The following is a 21,568-nucleotide window of genomic DNA, read 5'->3' as shown; positions in this document are numbered from 1 at the left end:
CGCCGCTCACTGCGTCTCATGCAGGGGCTGGGGACGCCATTTCGCCAGGCGATCCTCGACCATGGTCATCAAATATTCAGCACCCAGCGCCACCACCATCACGATGACGATGGCGGCGTACATGCCGGCGGCGTCGAAGGATCCCTTGGCGATGTTGATCAGCAGGCCGATACCGTAGCGCGAGCCGACAAACTCGCCAACGATCGCGCCGATGATGGCAAAGCCGAAGCTGACATGCAGGCTGGCGAAGATCCAACTCATCGCCGAAGGGACAATCACCGAACGGGTCAGCTGCCAGTTGGACGCGCCGAGGATGCGGGCGTTCGCAATCATTGCCCTGTCGGCTTCCCGCACGCCCTGAAAGGCATTGTGGAAGACAACGAAGAAAACCATCACGAAGGCAAGCGCCACTTTCGAAGCGAGGCCAAGGCCGAGGATCATGATGAAGATCGGCGCCAGGACCACGCGCGGAATGGAATTGATCACCTTGATGTAGATCGAGAAAATGTCGGCGGCCATGCGGTTGCGGCCGAGCGCGACGCCGATGATGATACCGATAACCGAGCCGGTGACGAAGCCGATGACCGCCTCCTCCATGGTGACATAGAGATGATACCAGAGGGGGCCCTCGGATGTTCCTTCCGTCGTCCATTCATAGAGCCGCTGCGCGATCGTACTCGGCATTGCATAGAAGAACGGGTCGATCCAGGCTTGGCGGGCGGCAATTTCCCACATGCCCAGAAAGGCGACGAGAATGGCGACCCGCCAGAATATCACGGTGCGGCGCCGATGCCGCGCCGCTTTCGCGGCGGCCGCTTCTATTTCCGCGTCGGAGGTTCCTGGCCTGAAAGCTCCTGCGCTGATGTCGATGGCAGCATCGGTCATGGCGTTCCTCCTCAGGCCGCGGCACGTGCATAGCTGGTCTCGACCTCTTCCTTGAGATCAGCCCAGATCGTGCGCGAGTAATCGATGAAGCTCTGCTCGTAGCGGATATCGGCGACCACGCGCGGCCGCGGCAGATCGATCGTGTAGACCGACTTTACCGTGGCCGGTCCGGCGGTCAGGACATAGACCTTGTCGGCGAGCGCGATCGCCTCTTCGAGATCATGCGTTACGAAGACCACGGAAGCTTTTGCCTCAGACCACAGGCGCAGCAATTCCTCGTGCATCAGCACGCGCGTCTGTACGTCAAGTGCCGAAAACGGCTCGTCCATCAAAAGGATCTCGGGGCCGTTGATGAAGGTCTGGGCCAGCGCCACACGTTTGCGCATGCCGCCGGAAAGCTGATGAGGATAGTGCTGCTCGAAACGCGACAGGCCGACGCGCGCCAGCCAGTCGCGCGCCGCGGCGGTGGCATCCGAGTTCGCCCTGCCGCGAAAGAGCGGGCCAGCCATCACATTCTCGATCACATTTCGCCAGGGAAACAAGGCATCGCTTTGGAAAACAAACCCGATGCGCGGGTCTATTCCCTTGACGGGCGCGCCCATGACACGAACCTCGCCGGCGCTTGGACTGGCCAACCCGGTGACGAGGTTGAGGGTGGTGGACTTTCCGCAACCGGTTGGACCGACAACGGCGACGAATTCGCCGCGCTCGACGGTCATGGTGAAATCGCGCAGCGCCGTCAGTGATTTGCCGGTGGGTGTGAGGAACCGCCGGCTGACATTGATCAGTTCAATTGCTGGTGTGGTCTTTTCATGGGTCATGATGGAACTCCGGGTTCGAGCGGAAGCCCGCCGTCGGCTAGAGCCGCCGGACGTGAAAAACCGACGGTTGCCGGCGCGGCGACGCGCATCGCGCCGGCATGGTCTGCTACTTGGCGTTCTTGACGAATTCCGAGGTGTAAGTCTTGGAGAGGTCGATCTGCTTGCCCTGCAGTTCCTTCTTGAAGGCTGAAAGGACCGTCAGCACGGTCTCTGGGCCGCCTTCGGGCATGATCCCGTCGGGGGTGAACATTGCCTTGCCCGCGTCAAGGGCCTTCACGTAGCCTTCCTTGTCGCCGACATAATAGTCTTGCGGCATCTTGTCGGCGATCTCGGCGCCGCTATGCGTGTTGATGAATTTCTGCGTCTTGACGAAGGCGTTGGCCAGCTTCTGCACGATGTCCTTGTGCGCTTCGACCCAATCGGTCTGCATATAGAGGGATGCGGCCGGATAAGTGCCGCCGAGAGCAGCCTTGGTGCCTTCCATCGTTCGCATGTCGATGAGAACCGACGCTTCGCCGGTCTTCAACAGTCGGCTGATCGTCGGCTCGGTCGTCATGCCTGCCTGGATCTTGTCCTGCTGCATGGCGGCGATGAAGGTGGTGCCGGCGCCGACCGGAACCGAGGTGAAGTCACCGAGCTTCAAACCGTTCTTGACGGCGAGATACTCCGTAAGAAAATTCGTCGATGAGCCCAGACCGGTCACGCCCAGGCTCATGCCCTTGAAGTCCGAAGGTGATTTGATCTCGGGGTGTTTCGTTGAAACAAGCTCAACCTCGCCCGGCGCCTGGCTGAACTGGACAATGGATTCGACGAATTTGCCCTTCGCCTGCAGATCGATGCAGTGGTCGTAGAAACCGACAACGCCCTGCACGGCACCGGCCAGCATCTCGTTTTCGGCATCGACGCCGGCCGGTTCATTCAGCAACTCGACGTCGAGACCCTCGTCCTTGAAGTAGCCGAGCGCTTCGGTCAGCTTGGCGGGCAGATAGATCTGTTTTTCATAGCCGCCGACCATGATGGAAACTTTATCGTCGGCGCGTGCGGACGGCGCCGACAAGGCCATGGTGGCGACAAGTGCGGTTGTGGCAGCTGAATCAAGCAGTATTCGCGCGAACGACATGGCCTCTTCCCTTTGTTCGTTTCCCGCGCCCCTCTCTCTCCCATCGCGTTCCGCGACAATATGGGGGCGCCTTCCAACAGTTATGGCACCAACCTTTCATCCAGCTTTCAAGGAGAAGCCGAAAATAACCGCAGACCTTACGGAGCGGTAAGGCGCGGCTGGTGGCCGCCACGATGCCATGACGATGCTTGCCGCGTGCCTTGTCAGGTGTTCAGACCCAGCACGTCGCGCATGTCATATTCGCCGGGCGGGCGTCCCGCGACCCAGAGTGCGGCGGCGATGGCGCCACGCGCGAACATGACGCGATCGCCGGCCGCATGCGACAATCTCACGGTCTCGCCCTCGGCGCAGAAGCTGACGCTGTGCTCGCCGATGATGCTGCCGCCACGCATCACCGCAAAGCCGATCTCGCCGGCCGGCCGGGCGCCGATGACGCCGTCGCGTGCACGCCTTGCGACCGTCTCCAGATCGATGCCGCGCCCGCCGGCCGCGGTTTGCCCCAGTATCAACGCAGTCCCTGATGGCGCGTCGATCTTGTGGCGATGATGCGCCTCGACAATCTCGAGATCCCAGTCGTCGGGGTCGAGCGCTCTCGCCGCCCGCTCGACCAATCCGACCGCCATCCCCCGCGACTATTTCCACATGCCGCGCATGCGCGCGCCGATGTCAACGCGCACCTCCGGCCGGGCCGCCCTGCCATGTGCCGCCTGCGCGCTCGGCCATGATACCTGCTGGAACGCGGCGAGGATCGAAGCCGGGATGAAGCGGGTGCGCGAGGCATAGAGATGGCGGTCGCCGCGCGCCGCCTGGCCGTGCGGAAAGAAGCGCTGCGGCATGACCAGGTTGAGATTGTCCTTGGCCCGCGTCATCGCCACGTAGAGCAGCCGTCGCTCCTCCTCGATGTCTTCCTTGGTGCCTACGCCGAGATCGGCCGGGATGCAGCCATCGACCGTGTTGAGCACGAAGACATTCTTCCATTCCTGGCCCTTGGCCGAATGGATGGTCGACAGGATCAGATAGTCCTCGTCCCGATGCGGCGGCCCGGCCTGGTCGCTGGTGGCGTCCGGCGGGTCGAGCGTCAGTTCGGTGAGGAACCGTTCGCGCGAGGCATAGCCCGAGCCGATCTGCTCGAGCTGCAACAGGTCGGCCCGACGCGTCGTCGCATCCTCGTGGATGCGCTCCAGATGCGGCTCGTACCACAGCCTGATCTGTTCGAGATCGGCCGGCCATTTGGCGCCGGCCCGCAGGCCGGAATAGAGAGAGACGAAGCTCGGCCAGTCATCCGCTGCGCGTTGCGGCGGGCGCCAACCGGCCAGCCCCATTGCTTCGTCGAGCGCCGTCGTCATCGTCTCGACGATCTGCGCGGCAGCCGAAGGGCCGATGCCCGGCATCAGTTGCAGCACGCGGAAACCGGCGACCCGGTCGCGCGGGTTTTCGGCAAAGCGCAGCACCGCCAGCACATCCTTGACGTGCGCGGCATCGAGGAATTTCAGGCCGCCGAACTTGACGAAGGGAATATTGCGCCGCGTCAGCTCGATCTCCAGCGGCCCGCTGTGATGCGAGGCGCGAAACAGCACCGCCTGGGATTTCAACGCCGTGCCGGCTTCGCGTTCGGCCAGGATGGTGTCGCAGACGAAATTGGCCTGCTCGACCTCGTCGCGCACGGTCACCAGTCTCGGTCTGTCGGTGGACTTGCGCTCCGACCACAGGTTCTTGGTGAAACGCTCCGACGCTTCGCCGATCACCGCATTGGCGGCGGCAAGAATGGTTTCGGTCGAGCGGTAATTGCGCTCCAGCATCACCACGTCGGCGGCTTGCGCAAACTGGTTTGGAAAATCGAGGATGTTGCGCACTTCGGCTGCACGGAACGAATAGATCGACTGTGCATCGTCGCCCACCACCGTCAGCCCGGCGCCGTCGGGTTTCAGCGCCATGAGGATCGACGCCTGCAAACGGTTGGTGTCCTGGTATTCGTCGACCAGCACATGGTCGAAACGTCCACCCAGATGCGCCGCTATTTCGGGCTCGGCCGCCATTTGCGCCCAGTAGAGCAGCAAATCATCGTAATCGAGCACGTTCTGTGCCTGCTTGGCTTCGACATAACCGGCGAACAATTGCTTCAGTTGCTCCGCCCAGCCGGCACACCAGGGAAAGGCAGACCCCAACACCTCGTTGAGCGGCGCCTGCGCGTTGACGGCGCGCGAATAGATGGCAAGGCAGGTGCCCTTGGTGGGGAAACGCGCTTCCGTCTTCGAGAAGCCGAGTTCGTGGCGCACCAGATTCATCAGGTCGGCGGAATCCTCGCGGTCATGGATGGTGAAGGCCGGATCGAGGCCGATCTCCAGCGCGTAGTCGCGCAATAATCGTGCACCGATGCCATGGAAGGTGCCGGCCCAGGTCAGCGCGTCGGTGATGACAGCTGCATCGCGGCCGAGCACCTCGCCGGCGATGCGCTCGACACGCCTGGCCATTTCGGACGCGGCGCGGCGCGAAAAGGTCATCAGCAGGATGCGGCGCGGGTCGGCCCCCTTCACGATCAGATGGGCGACACGATGCGCCAGCGTGTTGGTCTTGCCCGAACCGGCGCCGGCAATGACCAGCAGCGGGCCGGCAATCTTGCCGTCGCCATGCTCGACGGCCTGGCGCTGGGCGTCATTCAGCCGGGCGAGATAGGCAGGCTGGGCGGTCGGGTCCCGAAAGGTCGAATCAGCGGTGGCGAGGTTCATCGCCCATCAAGCATCGTTTCTGCTTTGTTCGCAACGGCGATGCGATGATGACTCGCGCGGACCGAGGGCTGACAGATCGCCCCTAGCGTTGCCGATCGATACCCATCGCGGCCGACTGCCGGCGCAAGGCTTCACGATCATATTGCGACGGCGGCAGCAGCAGCGGGTCGACCGTGTCAGGCACGTCGTCGATCATCTGCCGGGTGATGCGGTAGGTGACATAGGCCAAAGCGCCGGCGATAAGCAGACGGAACATGGTTCATACTCCATTGGAACAGAACCAACCCGAGGAGACGGCATTTGGTTCCCTCGCCGATTATCCAGGCCAGGTCATCAAGAGCAGCGATCACTTCCGCTAACGCCCAGCCCGTTCCGGTATTTCGGCGATGCACTCCTCGAGACGCTCCAGGCGGAACTTGGCATTGCGAAGTTCGTGTCCTGCCTCATGCCGCCTATTGCGGCCCTGCGGAGAGGTCGCCATCAGGTCGCGCTCCAGTTCGGCAATGTGCGCACGCACCTGCCGGGCCTCGCCCCTCACGTAACGCCTTGATCCATCCACGCCCGCGCATCGGTCTTCCCGCCAGAACCCCCGAAAGGCATGCCAGACCTATGCCGGAGAGACCCCAATTCCAGGCAAGCCGGAACGCGCTAAATTTAACTTTCGCTAATTAGCGCCGACAGGGAGGTTTTTGGCGAAGAAGGCCGGCGCCGCTTGGGAGGAGAAATGAAGCGCCGGCCAAGCGGATAATTAGGTCCGCCGCACAGCAGAAGGTAGCTGAGTCTTTCCCTGGCGTCATCGGGCGATTGTCTTCGTTGAAAGCGTACCCTCGCCGCCCGTCACCCGCGTGTCTTGACCATCATCCCGGCAATCTCCTTGAGCAGCTTTGCCGCAACGCCGGCGGTCAGGTTGGCAACGTCACGAGCGGGATTTAACTCAACAATATCAGCCACCACGATCGGCTGGTCGACCGACTGAATCAAATTGATGACCTGACGGGTGGTCAAGCCGCCGGGTTCGCGATGCGAGACACCCGGCGCAAAAGCCGGGTCGAGCCCGTCGAGATCCATCGAGATATAGACCGGCGTCGTGAGGTCGAGCCGCAGATCATCGTTGAAGTGCGCGGCCTCGATGACCTCGACACCGAACCGCTTGAACTGGTCGCGATGATGGTCGTTGACGGTGCGTAATCCAACCTGGATCAGGCGGTCGGCAAGCCTCTCTTCCATGATGCGGGCAAAGGGCGAGGTGTGGGAGCGCGGATTGCCCTATAAGCATCGTACATGTCAGGGTGCGCGTCGATGTGCAGAATGGTCAGGCTGGAGTGCCGGCGGCGCACCGCGCGCAGCACCGGCCAGGAGATGGCATGGCCGCAGGCATGCATGATGCCGGGATTGCCGGAACGGTAAGGTGCGTTGGACTGCTCGGTGATGCGCAATGCATCCATGTCGGCCCTGAGCGCAATTGCTCGGTTGCCGCTGCCGCGCTTCAACGTGCCGACGACGCCGGTGCCGCCAACGCCCTCGGTGACATCATCGAGGCCGAACTCACGCAGCTTGGCGGCGACGAAGGCGGCTGTACGCTTCTCCTCGAAGCCGATTCCGGATGCGCGTGCAGATCGCGCCGCCAGAAAATCATCTCCTGCTTCAGCGCATCGCGATCGAGTTCAGACATTTTCCGCCCCTCCTGACCTAGTTTGCCAGTTGCGCGGCCACATCAAGCAGGATGTTAGCGCCGGCAACAAGCTCGGTATCTTCGGTGTGCTCGCGCGGATTGTGACTGATGCCGCCAGCGCTCGGCACGAAGATCATCGCGGCCGGGGCGATCCGCGCCATCATCTGCGCATCATGACCGGCGCCGGACGTCATCCGTTTGACGCCAAGACCACAGGCCCTCGCGGCGGCCTCGATCCGTTCGACGATGCGGAGGTCGAAGATCACCGGCTCGAAGCGGGCCAGTTGCTCGACCGAGATCGTCACGTTCTCGGCGGCGGCAAGCTGCTCGATATAGGCGGCAAGTGCCGTCTCCTCAGCCTGCAGACGCTGTTCGTCGGGATCGCGCAGATCGACGGTGAAGACGGCGCGCGAAGGAATGACGTTGATGGCATTCGGCTCGAAGCGGATCGTGCCGACGGTGGCGACGGTCGGCGCGTTCGAGGCCTTGGTCCGGTCGAGCAGGAAGGTGATGACCCGGGCGGCGGCGTGGCCGGCATCGCTGCGCATCGACATCGGCGTGGTGCCGGCATGGTTGGCGACGCCGTCAATGGTGACGCGTTGCCAGGAGATGCCTTGCAGATTCTCCACTGCGCCGATCGGGACACCCTCACGCTCCAGCACCGGCCCCTGTTCGATATGCAGTTCGAGATAGGCATGCGGTTTGAGGAGGCCGGGTTCCCGGTCGCCGGCATAGCCGATGCGTGCGAGTTCCTGCCCCAGCACGCTGCCGTCGGTGCCGACAGCCGCCAGCACCGTTTCGGCACCGACCCCGCCGGCATGGACCAGCGAGCCCATCATGTCGGGAGTGTAGTGCACGCCCTCTTCATTGGTGAAAGCGGCGACCGCGATCGGGCGCGACGGCGAAAAGCCGGATGCCCTGAGCGTCTCGATCACCTCCAGCCCGGCAAGCACGCCGTAGCAGCCGTCATAAATGCCGGCATCGATGACGGTGTCGATGTGCGAGCCGATGAGCAGCGGCGCCTGCCCGGTATTTTCCGGGCTTTGCCAGATGCCGAAAATGTTGCCGACCCGGTCAATGGCGACATCGAGCCCGGCCTGCCGCAGCCAGCCGACGAAGAGGTCGCGGCCCTGCTTGTCGGTGTCGGAGGCGGCCAGCCGGGTCAGCCTGCCCTCGCCATCACGGCCAACAGCACCGAGTTCGCGGATACGGCCGAGCAGGCGCTTTGCATCGATCGCGGTCATGCCGTTGCCTCTGCAGTCAACTTGCCGGCCAGCACCTCGGCCGGGCTCATGCCAACCAGTTCGGCATAGCAACGCAGGTCAGTGGCGCCTTCGGTGTTGATCACCAGCACCCGGGATTTGCCGTCGAGTCCAAGCTCGGCCTTGTTCTCGGCCGCCGCCCGGATGAGCCCGGCAAGACCGACGCCGCCGCTTTCGCCGGCGACGATCACCGGATCGCCGGCGGCCGGCCGCGCCAGCCGCCGCATCACCGCGACGGCGTCGGCCTCATCCACCGTCATGAAGGCATCCGCGGCGCGTGCCAGCACCCGCCAGGCGAGCGGAGAGGCCTCGTAGCATTCAAGCATGGCCATCACCGTCGGCTGGCCGTGCGCGACCTTGACCGGGCGCCCGACCTGGGCGGCTGCAAAAACACAAGCGGCACGCGCCGGCTCGACCACGATGAAGGTCGGCCTGGCATCAGCGAGCACGATGGCGAGATGGCCGGCCAGCGCTGCGGCAATGCCACCGACGCCGGCCTGCACGAAGACATGGGTTGGCGTCCGAGGGAGCTGACGCAAGGCCTCGCGCACGATCGCCGTATAGCCTTGCATGACCAGGCCAGGAATCCGTTCATAACCCGGCCACGAGGTGTCGGACACAACGGTCCAGCCTTTCTCGGCCGAAACCTGGGCGGCTTGCCTGACCGAATCGTCATAATTGCCGTCGACGCGGATCATTTCGGCACCATAGCGGACGATCGCCGCTATGCGCGCCTCGCTGACGCCGGCGTGGACGAAGATCGCCGCCCTGGCACCGACGAGCTGCGCGCCTTGCGCGACGGAGCGGCCATGATTGCCGTCGGTCGCACAGGCGACCGTCATCGCCGCGGCGATGGCGCGCACATCAGGCCGATCGAGATCGGACACGTCGACCGGCCGACCAAGCCGGCTGCTTGCCTCCTCCAGCACCAGGCGGAAGACAGCATAGGCGCCGCCCAGCGCCTTGAAGCTGCCGAGGCCGAGGCGAAAGCCCTCATCCTTGATATGAATGGCGCCAAGTCCGAGTTCGGCGGCGAGCGCCGGCAGCGCATGCAGCGGCGTCATCAGGTGATTGTCGCGGTGGGAAAGAAAGCGCTCGACCGTGTCGGCTCCGGCAACGCCAAGGGTTTCAGTATCAGCCGGCTCGAGCGGCTGGCGGTGCGATGCGTTGCGGTTGAGCAGGAACATTGGCGGCCTCCTTAGAGCCGGATGATTTCGGGTCGAATCGACCCGAAATCTGAATCCGTCTCTAAATCAAAGAGATAGAGAGCATGATGTCTTCCGAAAACCGCTTCACACTTTTCGGCATCATGCTCTGGCGTTCAGCGAGAACATATTGCAGGACGGGCGCAATGAGCGCTGTAATATGACCTCCCAAATGCAAGTTTGTTTCGCCAGGGATATCTCCATTGCCTGTATTGCCACCCTCGCTCGACAGTTTCGATCTCGCCATCCTTGCCATCCTGCAGCGGGACAACACGACGCCCCAGCGCCTGATCGGCGAGGCGGTGAACCTGTCGGCGCCGGCGGTGCAGCGCCGCATCAAGCGGATGGAGCAGACCGGCGTCATTGCCGGCAATGTCGCGGTCATCGAGCCGGCGGCGGTCGGCCAGCCCATCACCATCTTCGTCGAAGTGGAGCTCGAGAGCGAACGCGCCGAACTGATCGACGCGGCCAAGCGGCAATTCTCGGCGACCCCTGAAGTCCAGCAATGCTACTACGTCACCGGCGAAGCCGATTTCATCCTGGTCATCACCGTGGCCGACATGGGCGCCTATGAGGCGCTCACGCGAAAACTGTTCTTCGACAGCAACAATGTCCGGAAGTTCCGTACTTTCGTTGCCATGGACCGGGTCAAGGTCGGACTGACGGTGCCATTGCCCGGCTGAGCGTTGCTGGCATGGCAGGCTCCGGCTGCCATGCTTCCGCCATTCTCCGGAAGCGAATTTGTCGGCGGAGGCCCGCTTGGACGACACCACCCCAGTTGCAATCATCGGTGCCGGGCCGGCGGGCCTGGCCATTGCCGCGTGCCTGAGGCAGGCCGGGCAGGATTTCGTCCTCCTTGAAAAAGAGCAGCAGGCCGCACCCGCCTGGCGACGCCACTATGAGCGCGTCCATTTGCACACGACCAAACGCTATTCCTCGCTGCCCTTCGTGCCCTTTCCAAGGGATTATCCGCGCTATGTGCCGCGCGATCTCTTCGCCGCATATCTCGATGCCTATGTGCAACGCTTCGACCTGCGGCCCCGATTTGGAGAAACCGTACGGGCGGTCACCCGGCAAGGCAGACGCTGGCTCGTGGACACGACGACAGGCCCCCTGCACGCTTCACACGTGGTGATCGCGTCAGGCAACAACGCAGAGCCGCTGATGCCGGGATTTGCCGGCGCAGATACCTTCGTGGGCAAAAAGCTGCATAGCGCCGACTATCGCAACGCCACGCCCTTTGCCGGCCAGTCGGTGCTGATCGTCGGCATGGGCAATACCGGCGCCGAGATTGCGCTCGATCTGGTGGAAGGCGGTGCGCGACCGACGATTTCGGTGCGCGGCGGCGTTCATATCGTGCCGCGCGAGCTGCTTGGCGTGCCCATCCAGATGATCGGCATGGCGGCGCGCCTGATGCCGCAACGCATCAATGATGCCTTGTTCCCCATCATCCTCGATCTGGCGCTGGGCAGGCTGGGAAAATACGGGCTCAAGCGGCCGCGGCAGGGAATGCTGCAGCAGATCGCGCTCTCGTCGCGCATTCCAACGATCGACGTCGGCACGGTCCGCAAGATCCGCGAGGGCGCAATCAAGGTCGCACCCGATATTGCCGAGATCACCGAACAAGGCGCCCGTTTTGCCGACGGCAGGCATGGCGCGTTCGATGCGATCATCTTCGCCACCGGCTTCAGGCCCGGCTACGCCAAATTGCTGGAGCCCGGCGTCCAGCCAGGGGGCAGCGGCGTCAACGCGCGCGCTTCGGACCTCGGCCTTTATCTCATCGGCTTTCACAATCCAGTCACCGGATTGCTGCGCGAAATCTCGATCGAGGCACAGCAGATCGCCGACGACATCCGCCTTGGGCGAAACCGGAAAAAGGCGGCTGAAATCCTGCCGGTGTGATCGGCGGTCTGCCTTATCCTAGTACAGTCCTCAGCATCATGCCGGCGATCTCCTTCGTCAGCTGGCGGCGACAAGCGCCGTCAAAGCCCCCTAAAGGGTGTTGCAAAGCTCAGGTGCAAAATCGTAGCTTTAACTTAGGAATTTATGCGAGACCTCGTATTTCGCAAATGGGACCAAGCAGCGCTTCATGGAACCTCTCAAATATAGCAATTTCCTAAGAATTTTGGCCTTCCCAAGAATGGTTGGGAATTTTAAATACGAGACATCAGAAAAAGATATATTTTTTAGATTTTCTGATACGAAGGAGAAACGTAGCAATATAATAAATCTAGTGGCTGTAGACAAAATTAATAAGAAATTCTGGATTGAAGCTGGGGTATACAGGAACATAACGACCTTTAAAGCACATTTTATAGAAAGTGAAGGAGTTAAATTTATCCGGGGATCATTTGTTAATAGCGGGACGTGGATATCGTATCCGGTTTTAATTTTAGCTTTTTTTGGATGGATATATTTATTGGCGTCCAATAAAAATTCGCCCGATATGGTTTTCTACCTCATGTTTTTTGCGGTTTTTCACCTAATCATTTCGATTTCATTCAACAGCCATATAAAAAATATTTTGAAATTTCTTGCAAACGAACTTGACGTGCATCCGTCCAAAACCGAAATCATTTCGAACAACTCCTGACTTTCGCGATACATATTCGCCACTGAAATCTATGCGTGGCGCGCAATATTTTTGCTGTTGTTGCTGCATCACCAGATGCACGATTAGGAGATCCCCGGCCGGCTATGCCGCCAGCAACCTCGTCTTGCGCAACCACACCTTGTTGTCGTGGAAGGCAGCACCGCCATAGGGCGCCGGCGCGTCGGCGCCAGTCAAAACGTTGATACCTTCACCGCGCTCGTGCGCGCTGTTTGGCCAGATGCCTTCGGCGATGACGACGCCGCGCTTGATGCCGTCGAACAGCTTTGCATGCAGCACGACTTCGCCGCGCGCATTGCCGACCTCGACACGATCGCCGTCGGCCAGCCCAAGTGCTGCGGCATCGTCGGGATGCAAAAGCAGTTCCGGGCGACCTTCCCTGGCCTTCGACACCGGTGTCTCGGCAAAGGTTGAATTGAGAAAATTGCGCGCCGGCGACGTCGTCAGCCGGAACGGGTGCGCCTCATCGGCGACCTCGATCAGATCGACATGGTCGGGAAATTCCGGGAGCTGATCCACCGGGCCGAACAGACCCATGCTTTTCGGCGGCCGATTGGGCGCCGCCTGCCCGGTCCAGTCGGCGCGGAAACGGAATTTTCCATCCGCATGGCCAAATCCCCTGATGAAATGCGCGGTTTCGAAATCCGGCTGCAGGTCGACCCACTTGTCTTCCTTCAAGCTGTCAAAGCTGCCCAGCCCGCGCTTGCCCAGGATGATGTCGATATGCTGCTGTTCGGTCAGGCCGAAGCCAGGGCGATCGGCGACGCCGAGGCGCTCAGCCAATTGCTCGATGACGAAATGGTTGGTGCGCGGCCCTTCCGGCGGCTCGATCAGCTTGGGACCGAGCGTGATGTGCTGGTTGCCGCCGCCCTTGTAGACGTCGTCATGCTCCAGGAACATCGTCGCCGGCAGCACGACATCGGCGAGCTTGGCCGTGTCGGTCATGAACTGCTCATGCACGCAGGTAAACAGGTCGTCGCGCAGGAAGCCCTGCGTCACCAGTCGCTGCTCCGGCGCGACATTCACCGGGTTGGTGTTCTGGATCAGCATCGCCGTCACCGGCGGGCCGCCATAAAGCGCGTCGCTGGCACCTGTCAGCACCGGCCCGATGCGCGAATGGTCGAGATAGCGGATCGAGGGATCGCGCATCTTGGTGCCTTCCAGCACATCCTGGTTGAGCTTGAAGATACCGGAATTGGAATGGAAGGCGCCGCCGCCCTCATATTGCCAGCTGCCGGTGACAGCCGCGATGCACGACGCAGCATGCATGTTGACGGCGCCATTGCGCTGGCGCGCGAAGCCATAGCCGAGCCGAAAATAGGTTTTCTTGGTCGTGCCGGCGAGCCTGGCGAAGGCCTCGATCTCGGCGACCATCAAGCCAGTGATATCAGCCGCCCACTCCGGCGTGCGCGTCCTCAGATGCTCTTCCAGCCCCTTCGGGTCGTCGGTGTATTTTTCGAGATAGGCCCGGTCGGCCATGCCTTCCCTGAACAGCACATGCATGACCGCGCAGGCCAGTGCGCCGTCGGTGCCTGGTCTCAGCACCAGGCCGAGATCGGCCTGCTTCATCGTCGCGTTTTCATAGACGTCGATGACGACGATCTTCGCGCCGCGCTCCTTGCGCGCCTTGATGGCGTGGGTCATGACGTTGACCTGGGTGACCACGGCATTGGTGCCCCAGATCACCACGCAGTCGGATTTAGCCATCTCACGTGGATCCGGCCCGCGTAGCGCGCCTGCCCCCATCATCCAGCCGGTCCAGGCGAGATTGGTGCAGATCGAGCCGAAGAAGCCGGAATATTTCTTGGCGTGGCGCAGCCGGTCGATGCCGTCGCGCTGCACCAGCCCCATCGTGCCGGCATAGTAGTAGGGCCAGACCGTCTCCGAGCCGTATTTCGCCTCGGCCGCGATGAACTTTTCGGCGACGAGGTCGAGTGCTGCCTCCCAGCTCGCTTCCTTCCAGACGCCCTCGCCCTTGGCACCAGCGCGGATCAACGGCTTCAGCAAGCGGTCGGGATGGTGGACGCGGTCGGCATAGCGCGCGACCTTGGCGCACACGACGCCGGCCGTATAGCTGTTGGACTTGGCGCCATGGACGCGGCCGATGCGGTTGCCGTCAAGCAGCTCGACCTCAAGCGCGCAGGTCGACGGACAATCATGCGGACAGGCCGAATGGCCGATGCGGAGCTTGGCGTGCTGGTTCATGGGGAGCAGACTAGTCATTTGGGATGGCGGCGTGTAGGGCCAGATAGCGCCTTCCCTTCTCCCCCTGTGGGAGAAGGGAAGAACGCTCCCCTACTCCGCCGTGCCTTCCTCATACTCCGCCGACATGGTCAGCCACTTCTCCTCGTGGCCGGCCAGCGTCTGGGCCAGTTGCGAGCGCTCCTTGGCCAGCCGTGTCGCCGTCGAGGGATCCTTTTCGTAGACCGCCGGATTGGACAGTTCGTCCTCGATGCCGTCGATACGCTTGCGGATGCGGTCCATCAGCGCTTCGGTGGCGCGGATCTCCTTGGCCAGCGGCTCGAAGGCGGCGCGGCGCGCCGCCGCATCACGGCGTCGATCGGCCTTTGACGCCTTGTCGGCCTCGCGCTTGCCACGGCGGTCGCCGGACACGCCGGTGACCAGCGTCTTGTAGTCTTCAAGGTCGCCATCATACGGGTTGACCGCGCCGTCCTTGACCAGCCACAGCCGGTCGGCGGTCGCCTCGAGCAGATGACGATCATGCGAGATCAGGATCACCGCGCCGGGAAATTCGTTCAGCGCGTGGATCAGCGATTCGCGGCTGTCGATGTCGAGATGGTTGGTCGGTTCGTCGAGGATGAACAGGTTCGGACCCTCGAAGGCCGACAGGCCCATCAACAGCCGCGCCTTCTCGCCGCCCGACAGATCCTTGGCGGCGGTGTTCATCTTCTCGGTCGTGAGGCCGAACTGGGCGACGCGGCCGCGCACCTTCGATTCCGGCGCCTCCGGCATCAGCCGGCGGACATGCTCGTAGGCGTTCTCCTCAGGCCGGAGATCATCGAGCTGATGCTGGGCGAAGATCGCCACTTTCAGCCCGGGCGCCACCGTCATGGTGCCACTCTCCTGCTTGAGCCGGCCGGACAGCAATTTGGCGAAGGTCGACTTGCCGTTGCCGTTGGCGCCGAGCAGCGCGATGCGGTCGTCGGCGTCGATGCGCAACGTCATCTTCTTGAGGATCGGCTGCCCCTCTGTGTAGCCGACATTCACGTTGTTCAGAGCCACGATCGGCGATGCCACCGTCTTCACCGGTTCAGGGAACGAAAACGGCCGCACCGAATCGTTCACGATGGCCGCGATCGGCTTCATCTTTTCCAGCGCCTTGATGCGCGACTGTGCCTGTCTCGCCTTGGAGGCCTTGGCGCGGAAGCGTTCGACGAAGGATTCCATGTGCTTGCGGGCGGCTTCCTGCTTGACCCGGCCCTTCTCCTGCAATTCCTTCTGCTCGGTGTACTGGCGCTCGAACTGGTCGTAGCCGCCGCGCCAGAAGGTCAGCTTCTTCTGGTCGAGATGCACGATCGAGTTGACGGCGCGGTTGAGCAGGTCGCGATCGTGCGAGATCAAAAGCACTGTGTGCGGGTATTTCGACACATAGTTTTCCAGCCACAGCGTGCCTTCGAGGTCGAGATAGTTGGTCGGCTCGTCGAGCAGCAGAAGGTCGGGCTCGGCAAACAGCACCGCGGCGAGTGCCACGCGCATGCGCCAGCCGCCGGAGAAGGACGAGGCCGGACGCCTCTGCGCAGCGTCATCGAAGCCGAGGCCGGCGAGAATGGTGGCGGCGCGGGACTCGGCTGAGTGCGCGTCAATGTCGGCCAGCCGCATGTGGATATCGGCGATGCGGTGCGGATCGGTCGCCGTCTTTTCTTCTTCGAGCAGCGCCGTGCGTTCGAGATCGGCCTTGAGCACGATCTCGATCAGTGGGTCCTCGGTGCCTGGCGCTTCCTGCGCCACCTGGCCGATGCGGGTGCTCTTCGGCAGGCTGATCGAGCCTGTCTCGGATGGAAAATCACCGGTGATGGCCTTGAACAGCGTCGTCTTGCCGGTGCCGTTGCGGCCGACAAGGCCGGCCTTGGTGCCGGCCGGCAAGGTCAGCGAGGCATGGTCGAGAAGCAAACGTCCGGCCATGCGGAGCGATAGGTCGTTGATGATCAGCATGGCCGCGCTTTTGCACCGGACATCGACGCTTCGCAAGACCTTGTGGGCCAGTTGGCCGCACAAGGCCTCGAAACGACGCCCGCGAGGGCGCCGTCAAAGCAGTCGGTCAGTGGCTCTCGCCTATCGGCCAGGCAGCGCTCAGGCAGTCGCCTTGCGCTTCGTCGCCTTGGCTACAGTGGCCGGCGCTGCTACCGGCTTGCGGCCAAGTCCTGTCGACTTTGCCAGCGCCGATCGTGTCGCCGAGTAGTTTGGCGCAACCATCGGATAGTCCGGCGGCAAGCCCCATTTGGCCCGATAGTCGTCCGGGCTAAGGCCGTAGTCGGTCCGCAGATGCCGCTTGAGCGACTTGAACTTCTTTCCGTCCTCAAGGCAGACGATGTAGTCGGGAAACACCGACTTCTTCGGATTGACTGCCGGAACCAGGTTTGGGGTTTCAGCGACAGCTGCACCAGCGAGCTTGCGGACCGAAGCACTGACGCTGGCAATCAACTCGGGCAGACCGGAAGCCGGAAGAGGATTGTTGCCTACATAGGCCGAGACAATATCGGCCGTCAGCTCGATAACGGTCTTATCATCGATATTTGACAATTCTTTCACCTTATTTGCGACAAAATCATCCACCCCAGCGAAGACTTGTGTCGATGTATCTCTTTAACCGCGTCCCCCAACGGACCGCCAAGTCTCAAAAAGGAATCAAGAATCGGCAAAAGTAGCTTTCATGCGAAATCGGCGCTATGCAAATTAGAAAATCTAATACTTGGAACTAGCAGACTTCGCAGCAGGACTGTCGGCCAATATCTCCAGAATACGCTTCCAGCGGGCACAGCGCCCGAAATCCTTTTGCTCTATCGCCTTTTCGGCCTTCATCGCGGCATAAAGCGGCGCCTCGGCGCCAAATTCCTTGATCAGCCAATGCGCTTCCTGAATGGCCAGAGTTTCATTTTCGTCAAACATGGTTTTCGGCCTCCGAACGTTCCACACCGACCGCGACGCAACTGCCGATGACGAGGACGGCGCCGACAATGGCCGTCATCGTCAGCCGTTCACCGGACAGGGTCAAAAGCAGGGTCGAAGCGATCGGCGTGAGATAGGCGACGACCGCGACCTTGCCGCTGCCTTCGAGCTTCAAGGCGCGTGACCAGAAATAGTAGCCCAACCCCATCGGGCCGGCGCCCAGATAGAGGCCAAGCGCCAGGTCCGTGCCGACGGGCCAGGTGAAACCGTCGCGAACGCACCACAGAAACGTCAAGGCGACGCCGATCAGCGCCGATGGCAGCAACAGACGATCCGGCGAGGTGGCAACCCGTCCCACCATGATCGAATAGAAAGCCATGCAAAGTGCTGACCCGAATGCGCTGAGATAGCCGACGAGATCGCCCTGGAGCCAGGATTGGTTGCGGCCTCCCGAAATCACCAATGCAACGCCAATGAAGCCCACCACCGCGGCAAGGCCCAGCAGCGCCGGGCGCCGCGGATTCTGCAAGGCGATGACCGCCGCCGCGACCATCAACGGCCAGGTGTAGGCCATCAGATTGGCCTCGATCACCGGCATCGAAGCGAAGGCTATGTATTGCAGCACCATGGTGCCGACCAGACCGATGAAGCCGACCGCGAGAGAGATGAGCGCCGCCCCGGCCGTGACCGGCGCGGCTCTTTCCCGGCTCATCAGCCGGATCGCGGCGAAGACGAGTGCGGCGCCCGCAAATTGCAGAAACTGCACCTGCGACACCGGGTGGCTGGCCAGCAAGGATTTGCCGACTAGCGCATTGGTTGACCACAGCGCTACCGCGCCGGCAGCGAAGACCAGCGCGGATATCGAGCCTGATCCATGCCGAAGCAACCGGCCTGGGACTCTATCTTGCTGTTCGACCATGATCCTGTCCGAAAACCGGTTCCCACTTTTCGGGATCATGGTTCCTTACCATGATTCCCTGGCTCCGCCCGGAACCGGCGCATCGACGGGGGCCGGCACCGGATGCTCTGCCTCGAACCGGCGATAGGCCGGCAGCTGGTTGGTCCAGACATCTTCGGCCAGCTCATTGACCCACTCACGGTCGTGGTCGTTGTCGGCGGCGAGATAGAACATTCTGTTATCGTCGACATAGGGTTTGGCCACCGAGCGCTGGTTGAGCACCAGCGTGACGCGCTCGCCGAACCGGATCGGGGCGGTGCGATGCAAGACCCCCAGGAACTGCCCGAGCGTCGCGTAATTCATCTTGTGATCGATGCGCATGACACGGTTGCGCGGGATTTCGCGGCCGGATTCGAGGATGGCGCGGCCGGTTTCGGAGTCGTCACAATAGATTTCGAGGTGGCCGCCGACCAGCGGATTGCTGATCGACAGCGGGATGAGTTCGGTGACCGGAACGCCATCGCAATGCCATTCCACGGCGCCGTCCTTGGGGTTCATGAAGGTGACCGTCGAGCCGACGATCGACAGCGGATAGGGCTCCAGCTTGGTGCCCATCATGTCGGACAGCCGTTCCAGGCGCAGCTTGTCATGCAGCAATTCCTTGATCTCGGGGATGAAACGGTCGGCCCCGGTGATGAAGGTCAGATCGAGGTGCTTGTGCACGGCATGGCTGGCCTTGAGCTTCAGAGCAGCCACCTCGATCGCGGCAAGCAGTGCCGGGTCATAGCCGTGCAGATATTGCGCGACGCCGAAACTGGACACTTTCCAGGCCGTCTCATGGCCGATGATGGCTTCACGGCTCATCGCGTAGCGCAGTTCGGGAATTGTATGGGCGTTCATTCTACTTCTCCAGGAGGGGGCAACACTTGGTGAACAGTCGATTAATTCACCCACCCCTGTAAAATTAGGAATGCTGGTGCTAGTGTAAGCCAAGCTTAAGGTCGAAACCGTGCGTCTGCTCAGTCAGGTCAACCTCAATTCGCTTAAAATCGTGGAGAGTGCTGCGAGGCACGGGAATTTCACGCGCGCCGGCGAAGAACAGTTTATCACCGCTTCAGCGGTCAGCCAGCGCGTGAAAAGCCTTGAGGATCAGCTGCGCTTCAAGATCTTCCAGCGCGGCGGCAATGCGGTGTCGCTGACGCCGGAGGGCGAGACCTATGTCTCGCGCGTTCGCGAGGCGCTGGAGCGAATCGTCGCCGCCAGCATGGAAGCGACCGGGCAATCACAGGAGCATGTGTTGAAGATTTCCGTGTTGCCGACTTTTGCCGCACGCTGGCTGTTTCCGCGTCTGCCGCTGTTCCAGCGGCAATACCCGGACATCGAGATGCGCGTTTCGACCTCCTACGCGACGCATGAGTTCACGACTTCCGAATTCGATCTTGAAATCCGCTACGGCGACGGTCACTTTCACGGGCTGCAATCCGATCTGCTGTTTCGGGAAGACCTGACGCCGGTGTGCAGCCGCAAGCTGTTCCATGAAGTCCTCGGCGATAGGCAGCTGTCGAAGGTGACACCGGACGACCTCAAGCACTTCACCCTGCTGCATTCCGATACCTGCACCCAGAACTGGCAATCCTGGCTTGGTTTCGCCGGCGCCAGCTTCGTGCTCAGCGAGACCAAAAGCATCTATTTCGACTCGTGCATGATGTCCTACGAGGCAGCCAATTCCGGGATGGGTTTTGCGGTGGCCAACCGTGCCTATATGGCCAGCGATATCCGAGCCGAAAGGCTGGTGGCTCCATTCGCCGTCCACCATCCGAACACGGCTGGTTGGTATTTTGTCTCCCCCCCAAAGAGCCTTGCCGCTCGCAAGGTCCAGCTGTTCAAACAGTGGGTGATGGCGGAAGCGGCTCTGACGCAGTGCCAGATGGACAGCGAAATCAGCGGCGAGGCTTCGGCCGCTATCTGAATTTCAGGCAGGCATTTGGTTGTCTGCCGATGAGATTAGACCGGCAAGAGCAAGTTGAGGGCCACCGGTTAATGGACGTCCAATCCATACAGCCTGCCTTGGTCGGCAAGACCGTTGAACTCACGCCGCTTCAGCAGGACCATTCCTTGGGGCTTCTGAGCGCGGCGGCGGATGGTGTGCTGTGGAACCTGAAGTCCACGGTGGTCCCCGGGCCAGACACGATCGATGCATATATTGAAGGCGCCCTGGCCGGACGACAGGTCGGCACTGTCATGCCTTATGCAGTCGTCCTGCGCAGCACGGGGCTGATTTGCGGAAGTACGCGCTTTTGGAAGATCGATCACGCGAATAGAAAGCTGGAGATCGGGCATAGCTGGCTAAGCAGCTCGGTTCAGCGGTCCGGGGTCAATACCGAGGCGAAGTATCTTCTCCTGACCCATGCCTTCGAGGTCATGGGATGTGTCCGGGTGCAATTCACGACAGACGAACAGAACGACACGTCAAGGGCAGCCATTCTGCGAATTGGGGCCAAGCAGGAAGGGATCGTTCGCAACGAGCGGATCATGCCGGACGGACGGAAGCGCAATTCAGTCCGGTTCAGTATCATCGATTCCGAATGGCCTGACGTAAAGACGATGCTGCGGCACAAAATGCAGCGATAGTGAGCGCGGGACCTCAAACCTTCGGAACCACAACCGCAAAACGTCGCAGGGATCAGGCGAAAGCCCTGCCCTCTTCGGTGCGCTGGAAGAGCATCAGATCCAACCCCAGGCTTGGTCGTCCCAGGATGGTCAGAATCGTATGCGCCTGGCCGCGGTGGTGGGTCTGGTGGTTGAAGACATGGTCCAGCGCCGGCGCCAGCCTTTGCGAGACCGTGCGCATGTCCGAGACGGTCATGTAGGTGAAGCGGCCCGTCAACGCCTTGTCGCTGAGGCCACCGACCCAATCGATGATCCTCCTGTCCTCGGCTTCACGCGCCATCCGCAGACCGGCCAACCCCCGATGCAGGACGGCGTCCAGCGTCGTCGGCGCGTCGCCCTCACCGGTGAATCGCTTCATCCAGATGCGGTCGGCTGTCAGCAGGTGGTTGAGCGTGCCCATCATCGAGCCGAAGAAGGCGCCGACATCGCGATTGAATTCCTCTTCGTCGAGTTCGGCGGCGGCATCATAGATGCGGCCATTGGCCCATTGATTATAGGCCGCAAACATCATGAAATGCTGTCTCATGGCTTCCCCTCGGCTCGCGTCGATGCGGGGCCTACCTAACCCGCA

Annotated in this window: 20 protein-coding genes and 2 pseudogenes; 5 read left to right on the top strand and 17 right to left on the bottom strand. The window is 61.7% G+C overall.

What is annotated here, in order from left to right; genetic code table 11:
• Positions 1–6 precede the first annotated feature (6 nt).
• The 10 genes and pseudogenes from ASD12_RS14765 to ASD12_RS14720 all read right to left on the bottom strand — a co-directional run bounded on the left by ASD12_RS14765 (position 7) and on the right by ASD12_RS14720 (position 9,673).
• Positions 7–885: an ABC transporter permease gene (locus ASD12_RS14765; protein WP_056587097.1), complete on the bottom strand. Its 879-nt coding sequence runs from the start codon at positions 883–885 to the stop codon at positions 7–9.
• A gap of 11 nt (positions 886–896) precedes the next feature.
• Positions 897–1,706: an ABC transporter ATP-binding protein gene (locus tag ASD12_RS14760; RefSeq protein ID WP_056587094.1), complete on the bottom strand. Its 810-nt coding sequence runs from the start codon at positions 1,704–1,706 to the stop codon at positions 897–899.
• 106 nt (positions 1,707–1,812) lie between these two features.
• Complete coding sequence (locus ASD12_RS14755) at positions 1,813–2,826, bottom strand: ABC transporter substrate-binding protein (RefSeq protein ID WP_056587091.1); 1,014 nt, start codon at positions 2,824–2,826, stop codon at positions 1,813–1,815.
• Between the two features lie 203 nt (positions 2,827–3,029).
• Positions 3,030–3,437 (bottom strand): annotated as a pseudogene (gene dapB, locus ASD12_RS14750) (4-hydroxy-tetrahydrodipicolinate reductase); the annotation flags it as partial.
• 21 nt (positions 3,438–3,458) lie between these two features.
• Positions 3,459–5,552, bottom strand: coding sequence for an ATP-dependent helicase (locus tag ASD12_RS14745; protein WP_056587090.1), 2,094 nt, complete (start codon positions 5,550–5,552; stop codon positions 3,459–3,461).
• Positions 5,553–5,634: 82 nt separating this feature from the next.
• Positions 5,635–5,808: a hypothetical protein gene (locus ASD12_RS34865; protein ID WP_082525442.1), complete on the bottom strand. Its 174-nt coding sequence runs from the start codon at positions 5,806–5,808 to the stop codon at positions 5,635–5,637.
• A gap of 581 nt (positions 5,809–6,389) precedes the next feature.
• A complete protein-coding gene (locus ASD12_RS33160; protein WP_056587087.1) occupies positions 6,390–6,779 on the bottom strand; it encodes an arginase family protein in 390 nt (129 codons plus the stop codon).
• Positions 6,752–7,224 (bottom strand): annotated as a pseudogene (locus tag ASD12_RS35310) (M20/M25/M40 family metallo-hydrolase). Before ASD12_RS35310 ends, ASD12_RS33160 begins: the two are co-directional and overlap by 28 nt.
• A gap of 17 nt (positions 7,225–7,241) precedes the next feature.
• Positions 7,242–8,468, bottom strand: a complete 1,227-nt coding sequence (locus ASD12_RS14725; protein WP_056587081.1) for a Zn-dependent hydrolase — start codon at positions 8,466–8,468, stop codon at positions 7,242–7,244.
• Complete coding sequence (locus tag ASD12_RS14720; RefSeq protein ID WP_056587078.1) at positions 8,465–9,673, bottom strand: diaminopropionate ammonia-lyase; 1,209 nt, start codon at positions 9,671–9,673, stop codon at positions 8,465–8,467. Before ASD12_RS14720 ends, ASD12_RS14725 begins: the two co-directional genes overlap by 4 nt.
• A 221-nt stretch (positions 9,674–9,894) precedes the next feature.
• Here ASD12_RS14720 and ASD12_RS14715 point away from each other — a divergent pair, with 221 nt between their 5' ends.
• The 3 genes from ASD12_RS14715 (at position 9,895) to ASD12_RS34125 (ending at position 12,284) form a co-directional block, all read left to right on the top strand.
• Positions 9,895–10,374: an Lrp/AsnC family transcriptional regulator gene (locus ASD12_RS14715; RefSeq protein WP_056587075.1), complete on the top strand. Its 480-nt coding sequence runs from the start codon at positions 9,895–9,897 to the stop codon at positions 10,372–10,374.
• Positions 10,375–10,450: 76 nt separating this feature from the next.
• Complete coding sequence (locus ASD12_RS14710; RefSeq protein WP_056587175.1) at positions 10,451–11,593, top strand: NAD(P)/FAD-dependent oxidoreductase; 1,143 nt, start codon at positions 10,451–10,453, stop codon at positions 11,591–11,593.
• 187 nt (positions 11,594–11,780) lie between these two features.
• Complete coding sequence (locus tag ASD12_RS34125; RefSeq protein WP_156388956.1) at positions 11,781–12,284, top strand: hypothetical protein; 504 nt, start codon at positions 11,781–11,783, stop codon at positions 12,282–12,284.
• Between the two features lie 102 nt (positions 12,285–12,386).
• Here the strand turns inward: ASD12_RS34125 and ASD12_RS14705 are convergent, their stop codons facing one another.
• The 6 genes from ASD12_RS14705 to ASD12_RS34605 form a co-directional block, all read right to left on the bottom strand.
• On the bottom strand, positions 12,387–14,507 hold the full coding sequence (locus ASD12_RS14705; protein ID WP_056587072.1) for a molybdopterin oxidoreductase family protein: 2,121 nt from the start codon (positions 14,505–14,507) through the stop codon (positions 12,387–12,389).
• Between the two features lie 90 nt (positions 14,508–14,597).
• On the bottom strand, positions 14,598–16,475 hold the full coding sequence (locus ASD12_RS14700; RefSeq protein WP_056587069.1) for an ABC-F family ATP-binding cassette domain-containing protein: 1,878 nt from the start codon (positions 16,473–16,475) through the stop codon (positions 14,598–14,600).
• Between the two features lie 138 nt (positions 16,476–16,613).
• A complete protein-coding gene (locus ASD12_RS14695; protein WP_082525441.1) occupies positions 16,614–17,063 on the bottom strand; it encodes a MucR family transcriptional regulator in 450 nt (149 codons plus the stop codon).
• A gap of 162 nt (positions 17,064–17,225) precedes the next feature.
• Complete coding sequence (locus ASD12_RS14690) at positions 17,226–17,429, bottom strand: hypothetical protein (protein ID WP_056587064.1); 204 nt, start codon at positions 17,427–17,429, stop codon at positions 17,226–17,228.
• Positions 17,422–18,348 (bottom strand): DMT family transporter, encoded by a 927-nt coding sequence (locus ASD12_RS14685; RefSeq protein ID WP_056587061.1) that lies wholly within the window; start codon positions 18,346–18,348, stop codon positions 17,422–17,424. The genes ASD12_RS14690 and ASD12_RS14685 overlap by 8 nt, the downstream gene beginning before the upstream one ends.
• 45 nt (positions 18,349–18,393) lie before the next feature.
• Positions 18,394–19,227 (bottom strand): hypothetical protein, encoded by an 834-nt coding sequence (locus ASD12_RS34605; protein WP_056587056.1) that lies wholly within the window; start codon positions 19,225–19,227, stop codon positions 18,394–18,396.
• 109 nt (positions 19,228–19,336) lie between these two features.
• Here ASD12_RS34605 and ASD12_RS14675 point away from each other — a divergent pair, with 109 nt between their 5' ends.
• The gene (locus ASD12_RS14675) at positions 19,337–20,296 is read left to right on the top strand and encodes a LysR substrate-binding domain-containing protein (protein WP_056587053.1); all 960 of its coding nucleotides are present in this window, start codon (positions 19,337–19,339) and stop codon (positions 20,294–20,296) included.
• A gap of 98 nt (positions 20,297–20,394) precedes the next feature.
• Complete coding sequence (locus ASD12_RS14670) at positions 20,395–20,958, top strand: GNAT family protein (RefSeq protein ID WP_244482849.1); 564 nt, start codon at positions 20,395–20,397, stop codon at positions 20,956–20,958.
• A gap of 52 nt (positions 20,959–21,010) precedes the next feature.
• On the opposite strand, the gene ASD12_RS14665 is transcribed toward ASD12_RS14670, so the two are convergent.
• Positions 21,011–21,523, bottom strand: a complete 513-nt coding sequence (locus tag ASD12_RS14665) for a DinB family protein (protein ID WP_056587049.1) — start codon at positions 21,521–21,523, stop codon at positions 21,011–21,013.
• Between the last annotated feature and the right edge of the window lie 45 nt (positions 21,524–21,568).

Origin of the sequence: Mesorhizobium sp. Root102 (genome assembly GCF_001425625.1) — a bacterium.
GTDB lineage: Bacteria > Pseudomonadota > Alphaproteobacteria > Rhizobiales > Rhizobiaceae > Mesorhizobium.
Note: the sequence above shows the minus strand (reverse complement) of the source record. Positions and strands in the feature narration are given on the sequence as shown.

Bases quoted from the DNA above. Each gene is read 5' to 3' on its own strand.
- ASD12_RS14765 (WP_056587097.1), bottom strand. From the start codon at position 885: ATGACCGATGCTGCCATCGACATCAGCGCAGGAGCTTTCAGGCCAGGA.
- ASD12_RS14760 (WP_056587094.1), bottom strand. From the start codon at position 1,706: ATGACCCATGAAAAGACCACACCAGCAATTGAACTGATCAATGTCAGC.
- ASD12_RS14755 (WP_056587091.1), bottom strand. From the start codon at position 2,826: ATGTCGTTCGCGCGAATACTGCTTGATTCAGCTGCCACAACCGCACTT.
- ASD12_RS14745 (WP_056587090.1), bottom strand. From the start codon at position 5,552: ATGAACCTCGCCACCGCTGATTCGACCTTTCGGGACCCGACCGCCCAG.
- ASD12_RS34865 (WP_082525442.1), bottom strand. From the start codon at position 5,808: ATGTTCCGTCTGCTTATCGCCGGCGCTTTGGCCTATGTCACCTACCGC.
- ASD12_RS33160 (WP_056587087.1), bottom strand. From the start codon at position 6,779: ATGGAAGAGAGGCTTGCCGACCGCCTGATCCAGGTTGGATTACGCACC.
- ASD12_RS14725 (WP_056587081.1), bottom strand. From the start codon at position 8,468: ATGACCGCGATCGATGCAAAGCGCCTGCTCGGCCGTATCCGCGAACTC.
- ASD12_RS14720 (WP_056587078.1), bottom strand. From the start codon at position 9,673: ATGTTCCTGCTCAACCGCAACGCATCGCACCGCCAGCCGCTCGAGCCG.
- ASD12_RS34125 (WP_156388956.1), top strand. From the start codon at position 11,781: ATGGAACCTCTCAAATATAGCAATTTCCTAAGAATTTTGGCCTTCCCA.
- ASD12_RS14705 (WP_056587072.1), bottom strand. From the start codon at position 14,507: ATGAACCAGCACGCCAAGCTCCGCATCGGCCATTCGGCCTGTCCGCAT.
- ASD12_RS14700 (WP_056587069.1), bottom strand. From the start codon at position 16,475: ATGCTGATCATCAACGACCTATCGCTCCGCATGGCCGGACGTTTGCTT.
- ASD12_RS14690 (WP_056587064.1), bottom strand. From the start codon at position 17,429: ATGTTTGACGAAAATGAAACTCTGGCCATTCAGGAAGCGCATTGGCTG.
- ASD12_RS14685 (WP_056587061.1), bottom strand. From the start codon at position 18,348: ATGGTCGAACAGCAAGATAGAGTCCCAGGCCGGTTGCTTCGGCATGGA.
- ASD12_RS34605 (WP_056587056.1), bottom strand. From the start codon at position 19,227: ATGAACGCCCATACAATTCCCGAACTGCGCTACGCGATGAGCCGTGAA.
- ASD12_RS14665 (WP_056587049.1), bottom strand. From the start codon at position 21,523: ATGAGACAGCATTTCATGATGTTTGCGGCCTATAATCAATGGGCCAAT.